Raw genomic sequence first — 15,390 nt, forward strand, 5'->3', positions numbered from 1 at the left:
ATTAGAAGCTTTCAATTGCATCAATACTATTACATATATAACACTTCTTTTTTAGTGCATAATTTCACCCAACAAGGAATTCTATAACAAAACCAAGTAATTCTATAACAAAACAGGCTTATGAGGGCCATACATTTGTAACGTTGTTTAGAATTAAATAAAATCAAGACAACACCAAAAAAAATTATTAATAAAAAATATTACAATTATGAAAACGACAGGAAAAATCAAAATGTTATTTGTATTCGCAATAGCAATGATGTTTGCTAACAATGTACAAGCACAAGAAACAACAACTACAGCTACAAATTACGATCAAGGATTCCGTTTAGGATTTGGTGCAAATGCAGGATATTCAACTAGCGACCCATACAAATTAGCACTAGGAGCTGATGTAAGAGGACAATATGATTTATCAAAAAGATACTCTTTAACTTTAACAACTGGTTACACTAATTTATTTGTAAGCAAAGCTGATGGGTTTGCTGGTCAAACAGAAGGAAAAGATTTAGGTATTATCCCAGCTAAAGCAGGTTTTAAAGCTTTCGTATGGAATGACCAATTTTACCTAATGGGAGAAGCTGGTGCAGCATTTGCAACAAGTAATGTAGAAAATACCAGAGATAAAACTTCTTTATTGTTATCTCCAAGTATAGGTTATGCAACGAAATACATAGATATTTCTTTGAACTATACACACTACAATCATTTTGATCGTTTAAACAGTAACGGTTCTCTTGGTAGAGGAGTAGGACAAGTTGGTGTACGTTTAGCTTATGGTTTTCAACTATAAAAAAATATTGAGTTAGTTATGAAAAATGCGCTGAAATTCAGCGCATTTTTTGTTTACTATCGGGAGTACTTTTTATCTGTCAACGTTTTCATAAAGGCGATAAGCTGTTTTTTTTCCAGTTCTGTAAGGTTCAATTTGTCTTCGGGTAACGTTTGATTTTGTAAATTAAACCCCAATCCTTTTCCACCGCCGTCATTGTAAAAATCAATCACTTCTTCCAGTGTTTTAAAAACACCATTGTGCATGTAAGGCGCCGTCAATTCTACATTTCTTATGGTTGGTGTTTTGAAAGAATTTCGATGAATTTCGGCTTTCGTTAATTCAAATTTACCCAAATCAGCATCTAATTTTTTATATTTATCAGGAACGCCCAGTACTTCACTTTCTGATTTCATAAAACTTGGTGGTACGGTTCCGTTTGTTAATGGAATAAAATGACACGTAGCACATTTTCCTTTTCCGGTGAATAAATTAAACCCTGCAACTTCATCTAAATCAAATTTTTCCTCTCCCTGCATAAATCCATCAAACTTTGAATCATAATTACTCAATGATCTTATGTAGGATGCTAATGCATTTTTTATTCCAAATTCATCTATTGCTGTTTTAGGGAATGCCTTTTTGAACTTGGCAACATAACTCGCATCTTTTTTTAAAGCTGCTACTGATTTTGCTAAAGAACCGTGCATTTCATTTTCATTGATAATTACCGCTACAGCCTGATCTTCTAGATAATTGACTCTGGAATCTGAGAAGAAAGCACGCTGAAACGCAATATGGGTAAGCGTAGGCGTATTTCTTTTTACCAAAGATTTACCATCCAATGAAACTGATTTCTCCAGACCATCCGTAAATGCTTTATCTGAATGGTGACAAGAAGCACAAGAACGAGCATTATTTCCCGATAAAACAGGATCATTAAATAATAACTTTCCCAATTCTATTTTTTCAGGCGTTGTTTCATAATCTGGAAATGCGGAGAAAGCTTCGGCATCAAAAGCGTTTTTATCAAAAAGTGTCCGTGCAGTTGTTTTCAGTCCTCTTGTTTCTTTTATAAAAGGAATCTTCAAGCTGACTTGTGTTTTATGCAAACCGATACTTAACGGATTGGCGATTTCTCGAATAAAAAAAGCACGGTCAAATGCATTAAAGTTGATATTTGTTTTTAAATATTCCTTGCCTTTTTTAATCGTTTTTAAAACTTTCTGAAAAGATTCATCGGCTGAATTATCCGCATAGATTTTATAATATTTCTCGATACTTTCTAATGCTGATGCTGCTTCCGGAATAGATTTTTGAGCAATCGGGGAATCAAATCCGGTTATCCCCAAGGTTATGATTCTAAAAACTTCCAAACGCATGGCATCAAAAACATGGGAATCTGTGAATTCATTTGTCTGCGACACTTTGTCCAAACGCTTTAAATTTGCCGATAAAATACCCATTTCTTTCAGTAATTCCGCTTTTGATTTTGGATTATATCCCGGAAAAATAAATTCTTCAATCACTTGAAATCCTTCTGGAGACAAAGTCTTTCCATCATTTTCTTCAAATTCTGCTAAGGCTGGACCATTTATAGCTTTAGAAACTACAGGAAAATAATATTCACTGATCGTTTCCACTTGTTTGTAACTGCTGTGCGCCAGTAAAAATTGTTTCTGGAGCTGAACTGTTGAGGAATTTAACTTTATTAAATGCTCCAGTTTAGAAACCTCATCTATGACTTTTAGAATATCTGATTTGAATATATTATTTACTGTTTCATGCTTAGGAATAGCATTTTGGCAAGAGAACAATACAATTAGAACCAATAAAATGAAACTGTTTTTCATGATAAATGCGAGTAACTTTAAAAAATTGTAAAAAACAAAAACCACGGTTCCTACTAAGAAACCGTGGATATTTGTAACTATTTGATTGGGTTTATTATCGTGCTAATCCTTTGATTAAAACAATTTGGCTTGCCTGATCTTCATTTGGACGATTTGTTCCTCCATCAACGCCTTTGTATTTTGTCCCTCTCCAAGTATGAGGTTGAACACTTAGTAAAAAGGTATCATCAATCCCTAATTGCTCTGAAACATCAATCATGGCTCCGTATTCCCAATCCCCTAATTTACTTGTTCCTCCTACATTATATTTAGTAGCATCTGTAGCCGTACGACGGTGGTCTAACTCAACAACCACTTTCAATTGTTTTGTCGCTATATTGTATTGGTAGATGTAAGCATCATGCGTTTCATCACCATATCCATTCGCATCTTCCTGAACATAAACGTAGTTTTTTGTCACACAGATGTTATCCGGATTTTGGAATTTCCCTGCAATTCCGGTACGGTCATCTCCGTCAAGAATTACTTCAAGAGTACCAGCCAAAGGATTATTTACATCTAAGTTCAATTTGTAAACTCTACCGTATTTTGTTCTTGAAGCATCTGCATTTGCACCAGAAGTATTTTGCCCTGTAACATTAAAATAAATTTCTCTTGCTCCGGCATCTGTACCTTTTTTATAATCCAAATCCTCTACTCTTCCAAATTTGATTCCTTTCAATGTATTCACAGATGCATTTATAGCCGCTCCTGTCATTGTAGTATGGTTCTCAATTTTTACAAAAGAAACACCATACGATTGATTGACAACCATATCTTTCTCTCTCTGATTGTTATCCGTTCTTTTCATCATGTACAAAGAACCGTTCGTTAAATCACCAACAGTGTTTGAAACATACATAAATACCTGACCACCATACGTTCCTGAATCATCATCTCCAATCACAACCACCGTTTTTCCTGCAAATGCAGACGCTTTTAACGGTAAAGCATTTTCAGCACTTATTCTTCCTAAAGCAGGTAATTCTTTAGAAACTGAAGCAGAAGCAACATCTCCAAAAGGATTTATGGCATGAGTACGCGATTCTTCACCAGATTCTCCACAAGTCAAATACAATGGACCAAAACCATTTTCGGCAACTGTTGCCATTGTAGCACCACATAACCTCCAAGTTCCACCATTAGAATTCAATAAATATTCTCCTTTTGTAGGTTTGAATGTTTTGTCAAAAGTTACTCTTGATACCGCAAAATTATCTTCGTGATTCACCAAAAAAGTAAAAGTACCATCAGCATTTTTCAATAATCCTGATCCATCTGCAGATCCTCCAAAAACAAAATTTGGGCTTCCTGCCAAAACATCGTCAGAACCAATCAATGAAAAAAGCTCTAAGCTTTCAAAACCAGCTTGCTTTTTCAATAACACTGGAGTCGCTGATTGATTCACTAAAACAACACTCGTTGTTTCATTAGAAGATTTAGCATCATTCTCACATGAGATTAAGGATACTAAAAATAACATTGGTAAAATAATTCTTTTCATCTGGGTTGATTGTTTAAATTTCAAGCAAAGTAATGCCGTGAATTTAAACTCTGAATGAATTGAATATTAACAAAAAGCCAAGAGTTGGCTTTATTTTAAAGGCGAGAAAAACAATAATTTTACATACTAACAGTACCGTAATGCAATGATAAACTTCAAGTAACTTTCGCAAGAAAATCTATTACATTAATTCTCTTTCTTCAACATCTCTTTATACATTTCAAAATTAGCTTTAACTTTTTCGTCTAACTGCGGTTCTTTAATATCAGTACGTTTTTGCATTTCTTCCCAAATAATTTTGGCAACAATATAACGTGCCATTTCCTTATCATCCGCAGGAATAATATACCAAGGTGCATTTTCGGTAGCAGTTTTATTAATTGCCTCTTCATAATACTGCATGTATTTCTCCCAATGCTCGCGCTCTTTCAAATCTCCGGGCGAAAATTTCCAATGGTGCTCCACTTCTTCCAGTCGGCGCAGTAACCGTTTGCGTTGTTCTTCCTTACTCATGTGAAAGTAAAACTTCAAAACAATCGTTCCGTTTTGCGTGATGTGTTTTTCAAAATTATTGATTTGCTCCATCCTATTTTCCCAAAACTGTGGTGTTATATCAGCCACTTTTTCGATTCCCGGCAAATTTTCATTCATAATATATTCCGGATGCACACGAGTAACCAAGACATTCTCATAATGCGTTCTGTTAAAAACAGCAAATTTCCCTTTTTCAGGCAAAGCCAAATAATGTCTCCACAAGTAATCATGCTCCAGCTCCGTAGAATTGGGTGTTTTAAAACTATGCACCACAACCCCACGCGGATTAAATTCCTTAAAAACTTCCCGAATCAGGCTATCCTTCCCTGATGTGTCCATGCCTTGCAAACAAATCAAAACGCCGTATCGATTATGCGCATACATAACATCCTGCAACTCGCTCAATTTCGTCTGAACTTTATCCAGTTTTTCCTCTTTATCATCCTCACTGGCTCCATTAAACAAGTTCGTAGGGATTTTAGACAAATCAATTTTGCCAATCACTTTAAAATCATCGGGATTTATAGACTTCATAAGAAATATTTTATCTTTGTAAACTCAAATATAACAAATAATGAGGATTAATCCTGATGAATTTCAGGAGCATTTTCCAGCTATTCGTTGCAATCTTTCTAGTCCTGAACTTGTTTCAGGATCCTGAAACAAGTTCAGGACTAGAAAGGATTTCCACTGCTATCTGGGCTAGGCACTCGTTTTCAAAACAAAAACAATGGAAAAATTCACACTCGAATTACTATTTCAAATCATCGGCATTGGTTCAGCATCAGGACTTATTTACAAAGACAATTCCCTACTGATTATTGGTGACAACAGCGGTTTCCTTTATGAATATCAAATGGATTCCAAAGATTTAAAACGCCATCCATTACTGGAAAACCCAACAGAAAACACGCTAAAAAAAGACAAAGCTGATTTTGAAGCCATAACACATTTTGGGGATAGTTTGTATGTTTTTGGTTCCGGTTCCACCGATAAAAGGAATAAAATGATACAAGTCAATTCTACTGATAAAAAGATAATCGCCACAAATAATCTCACCGATTTGTATTAAGGGCTACTAAACAATAGTTCTAAGTTAATACATTATAAAAAAGGTCGAAAAGTTCAATAAAATCAATACTTCACATCAAAAAAGGTCGAAAATTTAATAAAAACAAAATTTCCAATTAAATGATAATAATTGCCTTTTAAATACCTTTTAAATATACGCTAATTACAGACTATAGAAAAGAATTACCGAATTAGGGACAAATATACTTAAAAACGCCAATTAGTAAGCGTTTAAACCATTTTTAAACACAATTTAAGCCTTCTATATGGGGGCTTTTTTTATGCTATAAAGTGGCAGATTGTAAAAAAGCGAAAAAGTTAATTTTTATTTAGGATGGACAGTTGGGTGGACAGTTGGGTGGACAAAGTTAATTTAATATAAACTTGTTTACATCGCTAATTTTGTAATTTGCATAGTGTTTTTGTATAAAAACAATAAACTCACGACACTTAATAACATTATTAAATTGATTAAAAAACGAGATATATTGTTAATAATCAATTAGTTACTATTAAATAAAAGATTTGATATTTAAAAAAAATCATACTATTCAAGTCTTATCACGCCAATCACTATTGCAATTGATCTAATATCCGACCTATGTAGCTCGAAAGGATCGTAGCTTTTATTGTCACTTACGATAGTTACGTATTCCTCTTTTATTGCCTTGCAAACACGTTTTATTATAACTCCTTGGATGGTATCTAAAACATAAACCTTATTCCATTGAAAGAAAGTATCTAACGGTAAATGTTTACACGCCACAATATCCCCGCTATTATATTTCGGATACATTGAACTACCTCTTACGCTAATTAAATAATCAGAACCTTTGAAAGTGGGAACTATAAAACGCTCTGCCTCGTATTCCATAACTTGAACATCTCCTGCTCCATAACCCGCCATCGCATCAACGGGAATAAGTGGTATTCCTTTTTCTTTGAAATAATCAATTTCATTTTGCTTTTCATCTTTATAAACTTGTTTAGGGTTGTCAATATTTCCCAAAATATTTCCTTCTCCAGAAATAATCCATTTTTTTTCTAAACGATTATCTAGTTTACAAAGCTTATCCACGAAACCTGATGGTATAGGTACTTTATTCGTCAGTATTTGTGAAAATGATGATTTGCTTTTATATCCCATCAAAGTTCCTATTTCCTCCTGATTCTTACCAATTCCCAAACTAATTAAGGTTTTGACAGCTATTTTAATTCTCTCTAATTCAGACATATAAAAGATTTTATGTAAAAAAGTTTATATTTTATATTGATTAATGTAAACAAGTTTATATATTTGTTTCAATATTTAAAACAAATAAGACAATGAGCAAAAGTATGACAAAAAAATATAATTCCTACGATTCAAATATTTTAGATGCTTTGTTTTTAAAATATGGCCTTTCAAAATATTACATCCGTCAAAGTATTAGTGGAACTGCCAAAGGATTAACTCCTGACTCAATTAAAAAGGATTATGATAAAATGGTAAAAGCCAATGAACAAACTGTTCAGAATCTGATTGATAAAACATTAGAGTAATATGCCGTATCAATATTCAAATAACATCATTGCGGTTGAAGCTGACGAGCTAGTTCCAAGTTTTTGGAACAATCTCGGGTCGCTGCAAAAAGAAATACAACGCTACCAAGAAAAACCTTTCGGAATCAAACGCCTGCAACTAGGTGGCAACGGCAGAAAGTTACTTATTGACTTCGATAGCCTAAAACCACAAATTCAAGAAGCACTTGGAGACCCAAGACGCACCGATAACCCTTTAGAAAATTTCTTTGAGTTTGACGCTGATGCCGTTCGTTATTACGGACGTTTCAAACGCTCAGGAAACAAACTGGAAGCCGACGAACAGGAGCGATACATTATTAACGCATCCGTTATGAAAGCTGCAATCAAGTTAGAGCAAGCTCGCACACAGGAGCGCATCAAACTAAAAGGATCACTTCGTGGAATTACCGCAACGGTAGTTAAGGATGTCGAAAATTTCAACAATACACTAAAAATTAAGCACGAAGTAACTCATAACCTTCCCGCTAGCGAAAAGCAGTTTAAAAAGCTTTTAAATGAGTGTAAAGACGATTTGTATTTCCCGCTGATAAAAGACCCCGAAGGCAACAAAGCTAAAAACGCTCGTAAGGTGGACGATAAAACCGAAATGATTTTTAACGGTTTATTCAAAAATCAATTACACAAGCCTACACCAACGGAAGTCGCCAAAAGTTACGACGCTTTCCTTAACAACTATGCGGAAGTCTATAATGAAGACACGGGAGAAATGTTTGATCCTAAAGACTTCAAAGCATTGTCAAGAGGTTGCATTATAAGCTACATCAACAAATGGGAAAACAAGTTAGCAACCCATAAGGCCAGAAGCGGCGACCGTCAGGTGTATATGGGAAACTTCAAACCGCACCATCAAATGGACTTACCCGCATTAGCAGGTTCTATAATTTCGATTGATGACCGTCAACCGCCATTTGTTTACAACACCAAAGGCGATAGAGCTTGGTTTTACCTAGGTGTTGATATTGCATCCCGAGCCATTACTACGGTAGTTTGGGGCAAAACTAAAGAGGGAATCATAGTTGATTTTTATCGCCAAATGGTTCGAAATTATACCGATTGGGGATTTTGTTTGCCCTATGAGCTAGAATGCGAAAGCTCATTGAATAGCAGTTTTAAAGATAATTTACTTAGACCTGGTGCAATGTTTCAAGAAGTAAAAATCGAAGCCAACAACGCACGAGGAAAGTACATTGAGCGCATCAATGGAAAGCTTCGCTACGAAATGGAAAAGGGAGCATCGGGATGGTTAGCCAGACCTACAGCAAAAAGCGAAGCGAACCAATTGAGTGCCGCCAAAAAAGAGATTATTCCTTATGAAATATTGATAAATGAGCGATTGCTAGAAATAGAGCAATACAATAATATGGCACATCCTGACAATGATAAAATAAGCAAATGGGATTATTTCGAGCAGAAACAAGATCCCAATCTAAAACCAACTAACTGGGAAGCAATTTTACCAGTAATAGGTCATAAAACAACCACTTCCTGCAATGTTGGTTATATCCGACTCCAAGGACAAAAAAGAGCAATAGCGGAAGATGGAAAAATTTTAACAGGCGAAGCTCTTATTCAAAAAATGAGAATCATCGAGGGCAAAGAGTTTGAGGTGTATTGGCTTGATGGTAATGACGGTCAAGTCTTGAAAGCTTTGGTTTACTTAAACAAGCGTGTGATTTGTGAAGTAATGGAAATGCCAAGATACAACAGAGCCAAAAACGAAAGAACTGGAGACCATCAAGACGAAGCTCTCAAATTACAATCGGCTTATGTTGCCTCGGTAGATGCCTTTGAAAAACGCCAAAGAAGCAAAATAGAGAAAATCGGAATCATTGATAACAGTCCGAAAACGGTTAACTCTAATTTCAGAATGCCAAACCTCAAACGATTTGAAGTTAGCGAAGAGCCAGTCGAAGTATTCGCAGATGAAGACCAAGACGATGAGTTAGTTTACATACCAAAACCAACAGCCACCGCAGGATGGCGATCTAATTTCTAACCTATAACAAGCCCAAAATGAACCTGACAAACGTATTTAAAGAAAAAGTAAGATTAGCAGTATTAGAAAAAAGGGAAACTTACGGCGGTTCAGATGCCGATTTTTCTAAAAGTTTAGGCATAAACAATGCCATTTTTAGCCGATTAAAAAAAGGGGAGATAGAAAAAGTATTGAGCGATACCGCTTGGATTACCCTCGGACGTCAACACCAAGTAAAAGTATTTGAAGACAACTGGAAAGTGGCTCGAACCTCGGTTTATACTGAAATCGAAGACAATTTAAGCTTTTGCAAAGAGTTGAGCCGTTCAATGGTATTGGTTGACGATTGTGGGATCGGGAAAACCTTTTGCACCAAGCACATCATCCGAAAAATGAAAAACACTTTTTATGTTGATTGCTCTCAAGCCAAATCAAAACAGCAATTCATCAAACTTTTAGCCAGAACCATCGGAATAGATAACAATGGCAAGTACAATGAAATTTTAGAGAATGTAAAGTACTACATCACAACCCTAGAAAAGCCTTTAATCATTCTAGACGAGGCAGGTGATTTACAATATGATGCCTTTTTAGAGTTGAAAGGGATTTGGAACGGAACAGACGGTTCTTGCGGATGGTATATGATGGGAGCAGATGGCTTGAAACGAAAAATAAACAAAGGATTGAGTGCTCAAAAGGTAGGTTATGCCGAAATATTCAGCCGTTTCTCTGACGAGTTTATCAAGTTAGTACCGAATGGAAAAGCCGACCGTCAAGCCTATTACACGGAACTTATCGGAGCAGTAGCCACGGCAAACGTAAGCGATAAATCGAAAATAAAGCCGCTAATAAACAAGTGCATTTCCAAAGAAACTACACTACGCTATTTAGAAACCTTGATAAAAATAGGCGCATAAATGGCTAGAGGAATCACAGCGAAAACACTCTTAAACAAAAAGTTTAAAACGTTCAAGTTTAGTGGGATTTGGCAAAAGGTGCTAGGTGAACAGGAACGAGGTGGGATTTGGGTTATTTACGGCAACGAAAAGAACGGAAAAACCACACTGGCATTATTGCTCTCAGAATACTTGACTGAATTTGAAAACTTGAATTATGTATCGGCTGAGGAAGGCACGGGGTTTACATTTCAACAGAACCTCACAAGAGCTAAAATTGATTTTAAGAATACTAAAATTAAGTTTTACGATTACTTGGAAATTGAGGAACTGGATGCAATGCTAACCAAAAGACAATGTGCCAAAATAATGGTTATCGACAACTCTACCGCATACGTTGACGACTTTAAAACAGCTGTTTTAAGAAGATTGAAAAGAGAATTTCCGGATACGCTATTCATCATAATGGCACACGAGGAAAAAAATGAACCAACCACGGCAATGGCAAAGCTCGCAAAAAAGCTATGCAATGTTTACATCAGAGTCGAGGGCTTAACGGCATTTGTCGGTGGCAGATGTCCAGGGGGAGAAATAATAATAAACGAAGAGAAGGCAATGCTATATCACGGTAGCGAAATAAAAAATTAGTTATGAAAACAACCATCACCAACGAATCAACACAAGATTATTTAATGAGTAATCTAGAAGTATGTGAAACCAAAGAGGACTTGATCCTTGTGTTTTGGGAATATTGGGTATCGAGTGTAACACTAAACGAAAGGGAGTTTCAGCAAGTATTCGCCAATTCATCTGTAAACAAATGGTTTATGATGGAATTTACGAAAGAGGAAAATGAATTTAAAGCATTGATTTCACGCTATCCCGACACCAAAGGAAAAGACAAAGATTGGCTTTGGTGTAAATGTGTTAGCAAACTAATGTCACGCTTCCCGCTAAGTTTATTGCAAAATGCAAAAAAACGAATTGAGAAACCTCAAAGAACCAAAGTGGCGGGAATTAAAATAGAAACATCAATCCTAAATCAAAACTAGCCAATGAAAGAATTCCAACCGCCCCAACGTCTTGAAGATTTGCTTACCGTTTTAGAACACTGCTCCACAATCGATAAAAAAAGCTTTGGAAAAAGCAAGGTTTTTACAATAGGCGAACGCATCGCCATCAATCAGGAGCGAGGTTCAATATTTAGCCAATTAGCTTATGAATCTGGAGAAATCCAAATCAACGAAACCAGAAATTACCAAGTACCACAACACATTGAAAACAAAATAAAATTCACTTTAAATAAAATCAATAATCAATTATGAATACAACAGCAGAACAACCAGTAATTAGTTTAGATCAAGCAACGCCAGAACAACTAAAAGCCGCTTTGGCAAAAGTAGAAGCTAAAAAAGATCAAGACCGTGAAACTTACAAAGAATTAGTCTTGGAAACTGTGCCAAAAGCAATGTTTCAACTTTGCGCAGCTTCGGAAGTAATTAGCGCAGCCAAAACCGCTACTTTCAAATACTTCGAGGATATTCTTGACTTAAAAAACAAAGTCTATGGTTTGAAAGAAAAACAGCAATCGCATACTTTTTCGACCGACAAAGAAGAAATCCAAATCGGTTACCGTATCAACGAAGGTTGGGACGATACCGTAACAGCAGGAATACAGAAAGTAGAAAATTACATTTCTTCACTTTCTAAAACGCCCGAAACGGCAACCTTGGTTTCAATGCTTTTCAATATGCTAAAAAAAGATGCTAAAGGAAACTTGAAAGGCTCACGAGTTTTGGAACTGCAAAAAGCTGCAGCCGATTCTAAAAACGATGAATTTATAGACGGTGTTGCAATCATTGCTAGTGCGTATAAGCCTGTTCGCTCGTCTTGGTTTATAGAAGCCTCATTGATTAACGATGACGGAACTAAAACACCAGTACCCTTGTCTATGTCTTCAGTAGGTTTTTCAGCCAATTATAAGTTTGATTTTTTTAGCGAAAAAATACCCGCAGACGATGCAGTCGAGTAACGGAATTATAGTACTGCTGGTAATCCTACTGGCAGTACTTAACGGAAAAGATATAGTCGATTATTTAGAGTGGCTACGCTTTAAAATTAGGACTTACTTTAAACAGATGCAAGATTATGGCAACAACTAAAACAAAGCCCCCAGTAATTTACGGCGATGATTTGCCCATCACAACCTATCAAATTAACACCATTAACCGCAATTGTCAATGGAATGTCGAGATAAAAGAAGAATGGGTACAATGGGTAACGGGTGATAGCTCCAGAACCTCACTAAAAAGTATTACTCAAGGCGAAGCAGTCAGGATTATAAAACAACAAACAGGAGCTGCGGATATTCCAAAAACTGAAAGCGACAATTGGGGCTATTTTGACAACAATAATCCACAGCATAAGCGAATTCAAGCTGATTTAAGAACCGCAAACATTGTTGTTAAAAATGAAAAATGGGGCGAAGTTGGGGATATGTTAGGCTGGTTTAACCGATTTTTAAAGAGCAAATATAGCCCCGTTAAAAAGCCTTTAAAGCAAATGACCCCGCAAGAGGTTTCAAAGATAATAGTAGCTCTGGATGGTGTGGCACTTTGGAAAAATTCAATTTAAAAATAGATAATTATGTTAGAAAATATAATAATAGTAGTAGTGGCTTTAATGTTTTTGAGTGCTTCTTTTTTAATAGGTCTTTTTGTTGGCATTGGTAGCGCATTAGATATAGTTGATGCAGATCATCAATGTGACATTGATGGTGTTGATTATGATGACTTATATTGTTTTCAGTGCGAAATGGAAATGTCTGTCAAAGAGATAGAAGGACAACTTCACTGCGGGAATTGCGGATTACGTCATTAAAATGGAAGCTTACAGTATCATCGAGGTTTGCCCTCACGACATAGCCGAAATTAGAACCCTAACCGCCGTATGTGGATGCGAAACCACACAGCTCTTGTGTACTCAATGCGGGGAAGCATTACAACCACCAAAAACCGAATGTTAAAATGAAAACAATCAAAACTAAAGTCACTCCCGACCAAATAATGGCACTCGAAAAGTTGATGGAACAATTAGTTGATTTTAAGCCGCCAGCAATAAGTAACAAAGTGGTTAAATCAGTATTGGAAGATGTTGCCGATAAAATTCACGTTAGGTATCGAAAAATCATAAAAAGTGCTGATTTATTTAACGCTAAAAAAACAATTGGTTTAGAGCTGAAATATCACGAAGCCGCATCAATATACACGTTTATTCAAATGTCATTGTGCAACATTCATAAAGAAGAAAAAGCATACAACGATTTGTTGAAATTAAGCAATTATTTACATCAAAAGTTAATCTAATGCCCAGAAACAAGAAACGAATAAATCCTCCCTCAAAACGAGAAACGATATTCCAAACCGAAACCCGCTTGAAAAAAGAAGCCATCGAAATAGCTCAAAATCACACTCACACCAAACCCATTAAATACCTTTTAAAAAGATGAAACTAAAAAAAATATACATCGCTGGGAAGGTTACAGGATTACCAGCACGAGAAACTTATTTAAAATTTAAGAAAGCAGAACTATCTATTGCTGCTTCGGGATTTTCCGCAGTAAATCCTATCGAGGTGGTCAATGATGAAAACGCTCGTTGGGATGTCGCAATGAAAGTGTGCATCAAGGCATTACTGGATTGTGATGCAGTACTCATTTTACCAGATTGGATGCGAAGTAAAGGTGCAAAACTTGAAGTCGAGATTTGCGATCAATTAAAGATACCAACTTTTAATAACCTCGAAGACTTGAAGCGATGGAAGAGTTTACAACCTATAAAGTAATATTTAAAGAAACTGCCGACGAGTGGCTCTTTCAGTATCGGAAAGATGGAACGATTCACAGTTTTACAAATATAAAAGGCAATAGAATTTTAACCTTATTGGACAACAATCAATTCCCTGGTCTAAAAAAAAGAGTTGAAGAATGGGCAGAAAAATACAAGAAGCAAATAACGGTTGAATTGATGCTCGAAGATTATTCATTTGAAGCTTTTTGGGTAAAATACAACCTTAAAGTAAAGAAGGAACACTCACAAAAAGCCTTTGAAAAATTGAATTTAGTAGATAAGATTTTGTGTTTTGCAAAGCTTCCAAAATACGATGAATCACTTTTAAAAACAGGTCAAGCCAAAGCGCATCTTGTCACTTGGCTAAATCAAAAAAGATACAACGACGAATATTAATAATTAAACAACAAATAAAAATGAATGACACATTAACAGTCCCAAAGGACAAAGTATTAGCGGCTTATTTTAAAGCCAAATCGCCACGAAAAGTGATGTTAGAAAACCTTTTCGGCATCAAAACCTTTCAACCTGAAATCAAAGAGAGAATCAAATCTTTCGATGATGTTTTGAGAGAAAACGGAATCGTCAAACTTGATTTTGAAAAATCTTGTCAAGGCTTAACCACGGATGAAGTGGCATACAAACAAGTCAAAGAAATAGTAAAAGCCTTTAATGAAGGTTGGACTCCAGACTGGACAAATTCAAATGAGGGTAAATATTATCCTTGGTTCAAAATGGGTTCTCCTTCGGGTGGCGGTTTTTCGTCCGACGGCTACGTGCGCTGGCGCACGGGTTCGTTTGTCGGCTCTCACCTTTGCTTCAAAAGTTCAGATTTAGCCAAACACGCAGGACAATTATTTGAGAGTATTTACAAAGATTTTCTAACCCTTAATTCATAAACAATGTACACAAACATTAAAACATTCGAAGACGCTTGCAAGGTTCTTAATTTAGATGCTGCCACAGTAATTCCAGACTTTTCTTTATTTCCAGAAGCAGACAAAGAGGCGATGATCGCCCACGCTAAACTAATCATAATCGCCAAAGCCATAAACGGTGATTGGACACCAGATTGGACAAATGGAAAATGGGACAAATATTATCCTTGGTTCGTTATGGGTTCTCCTTCGGGTGGCGGTTTTTCGTACGACGGCTACGTTGACTGGCGCGCGGTTTCGGGTGTCGGCTCTCGCCTTTGCTTTGAATCAAGTGAAAAGGCAAAATATGCAGGAAATCAATTTGAAGACCTGTACAAAGCCTATTTTGTAAAAGCATAATAAATGAGGTTGTGTGGTGTCGTTGCTGTAGTTCTCC

The 15,390-nt window shown here is 36.0% G+C and carries 20 protein-coding genes; 16 read left to right on the top strand and 4 right to left on the bottom strand.

Features of this window, described 5'->3' with window-relative positions:
- The first annotated feature begins 208 nt into the window (after window positions 1-208).
- A complete protein-coding gene (locus tag QLS31_RS06980; RefSeq protein WP_282714581.1) occupies window positions 209-793 on the top strand; it encodes a hypothetical protein in 585 nt (194 codons plus the stop codon).
- A gap of 56 nt (window positions 794-849) precedes the next feature.
- On the opposite strand, the gene QLS31_RS06985 is transcribed toward QLS31_RS06980, so the two are convergent.
- From QLS31_RS06985 to QLS31_RS06995, 3 genes are all read right to left on the bottom strand, one after another.
- On the bottom strand, window positions 850-2,625 hold the full coding sequence (locus tag QLS31_RS06985; RefSeq protein WP_282743256.1) for a cytochrome c peroxidase: 1,776 nt from the start codon (window positions 2,623-2,625) through the stop codon (window positions 850-852).
- Window positions 2,626-2,719: 94 nt separating this feature from the next.
- On the bottom strand, window positions 2,720-4,168 hold the full coding sequence (locus QLS31_RS06990) for a hypothetical protein (protein ID WP_282743257.1): 1,449 nt from the start codon (window positions 4,166-4,168) through the stop codon (window positions 2,720-2,722).
- A gap of 186 nt (window positions 4,169-4,354) precedes the next feature.
- Window positions 4,355-5,236: a PPK2 family polyphosphate kinase gene (locus tag QLS31_RS06995; protein ID WP_282743258.1), complete on the bottom strand. Its 882-nt coding sequence runs from the start codon at window positions 5,234-5,236 to the stop codon at window positions 4,355-4,357.
- A gap of 196 nt (window positions 5,237-5,432) precedes the next feature.
- Here QLS31_RS06995 and QLS31_RS07000 point away from each other — a divergent pair, with 196 nt between their 5' ends.
- A complete protein-coding gene (locus tag QLS31_RS07000) occupies window positions 5,433-5,774 on the top strand; it encodes a hypothetical protein (RefSeq protein ID WP_282743259.1) in 342 nt (113 codons plus the stop codon).
- A gap of 546 nt (window positions 5,775-6,320) precedes the next feature.
- Here QLS31_RS07000 and QLS31_RS07005 read toward each other — a convergent pair.
- Complete coding sequence (locus QLS31_RS07005) at window positions 6,321-7,007, bottom strand: S24 family peptidase (RefSeq protein WP_282743260.1); 687 nt, start codon at window positions 7,005-7,007, stop codon at window positions 6,321-6,323.
- A gap of 92 nt (window positions 7,008-7,099) precedes the next feature.
- Between QLS31_RS07005 and QLS31_RS07010 the strand changes: the two genes are divergently transcribed.
- From QLS31_RS07010 to QLS31_RS07075, 14 genes are all read left to right on the top strand, one after another.
- Complete coding sequence (locus QLS31_RS07010; RefSeq protein WP_282743261.1) at window positions 7,100-7,315, top strand: hypothetical protein; 216 nt, start codon at window positions 7,100-7,102, stop codon at window positions 7,313-7,315.
- Between the two features lies 1 nt (window position 7,316).
- Window positions 7,317-9,353 (top strand): hypothetical protein, encoded by a 2,037-nt coding sequence (locus tag QLS31_RS07015; protein ID WP_282743262.1) that lies wholly within the window; start codon window positions 7,317-7,319, stop codon window positions 9,351-9,353.
- A 17-nt stretch (window positions 9,354-9,370) separates the two neighbouring features.
- Entirely contained in the window at window positions 9,371-10,249 is an 879-nt protein-coding gene (locus QLS31_RS07020; RefSeq protein WP_282743264.1) for an ATP-binding protein, read from the top strand.
- The gene (locus QLS31_RS07025) at window positions 10,250-10,876 is read left to right on the top strand and encodes a hypothetical protein (RefSeq protein WP_282743265.1); all 627 of its coding nucleotides are present in this window, start codon (window positions 10,250-10,252) and stop codon (window positions 10,874-10,876) included. It abuts the gene before it with no gap.
- A gap of 2 nt (window positions 10,877-10,878) precedes the next feature.
- Window positions 10,879-11,280 carry a hypothetical protein gene (locus tag QLS31_RS07030; RefSeq protein ID WP_282743266.1) on the top strand — a complete coding sequence of 134 codons (402 nt, stop codon included), beginning with the start codon at window positions 10,879-10,881 and terminating at the stop codon, window positions 11,278-11,280.
- Window positions 11,281-11,283: 3 nt separating this feature from the next.
- Entirely contained in the window at window positions 11,284-11,553 is a 270-nt protein-coding gene (locus QLS31_RS07035) for a hypothetical protein (protein ID WP_282743267.1), read from the top strand.
- Window positions 11,550-12,260 (top strand): hypothetical protein, encoded by a 711-nt coding sequence (locus tag QLS31_RS07040; RefSeq protein ID WP_282743268.1) that lies wholly within the window; start codon window positions 11,550-11,552, stop codon window positions 12,258-12,260. The genes QLS31_RS07035 and QLS31_RS07040 overlap by 4 nt, the downstream gene beginning before the upstream one ends.
- 116 nt (window positions 12,261-12,376) lie before the next feature.
- Window positions 12,377-12,862, top strand: a complete 486-nt coding sequence (locus tag QLS31_RS07045; protein WP_282743269.1) for a hypothetical protein — start codon at window positions 12,377-12,379, stop codon at window positions 12,860-12,862.
- Between the two features lie 12 nt (window positions 12,863-12,874).
- On the top strand, window positions 12,875-13,108 hold the full coding sequence (locus QLS31_RS07050; RefSeq protein ID WP_282743270.1) for a hypothetical protein: 234 nt from the start codon (window positions 12,875-12,877) through the stop codon (window positions 13,106-13,108).
- A 146-nt stretch (window positions 13,109-13,254) separates the two neighbouring features.
- Window positions 13,255-13,593 carry a hypothetical protein gene (locus QLS31_RS07055; RefSeq protein WP_282743271.1) on the top strand — a complete coding sequence of 113 codons (339 nt, stop codon included), beginning with the start codon at window positions 13,255-13,257 and terminating at the stop codon, window positions 13,591-13,593.
- 139 nt (window positions 13,594-13,732) lie between these two features.
- Entirely contained in the window at window positions 13,733-14,071 is a 339-nt protein-coding gene (locus tag QLS31_RS07060; RefSeq protein ID WP_282743272.1) for a DUF4406 domain-containing protein, read from the top strand.
- A complete protein-coding gene (locus QLS31_RS07065) occupies window positions 14,044-14,472 on the top strand; it encodes a hypothetical protein (protein WP_282743273.1) in 429 nt (142 codons plus the stop codon). The genes QLS31_RS07060 and QLS31_RS07065 overlap by 28 nt, the downstream gene beginning before the upstream one ends.
- 20 nt (window positions 14,473-14,492) lie before the next feature.
- Complete coding sequence (locus tag QLS31_RS07070) at window positions 14,493-14,975, top strand: hypothetical protein (protein ID WP_282743274.1); 483 nt, start codon at window positions 14,493-14,495, stop codon at window positions 14,973-14,975.
- A gap of 3 nt (window positions 14,976-14,978) precedes the next feature.
- Complete coding sequence (locus QLS31_RS07075; RefSeq protein WP_282743275.1) at window positions 14,979-15,353, top strand: hypothetical protein; 375 nt, start codon at window positions 14,979-14,981, stop codon at window positions 15,351-15,353.
- Window positions 15,354-15,390: the final 37 nt, after the last annotated feature.

This window comes from Flavobacterium sp. XS2P24 (assembly GCF_030010285.1).
Taxonomy (GTDB): Bacteria; Bacteroidota; Bacteroidia; order Flavobacteriales; family Flavobacteriaceae; genus Flavobacterium; species Flavobacterium algoritolerans.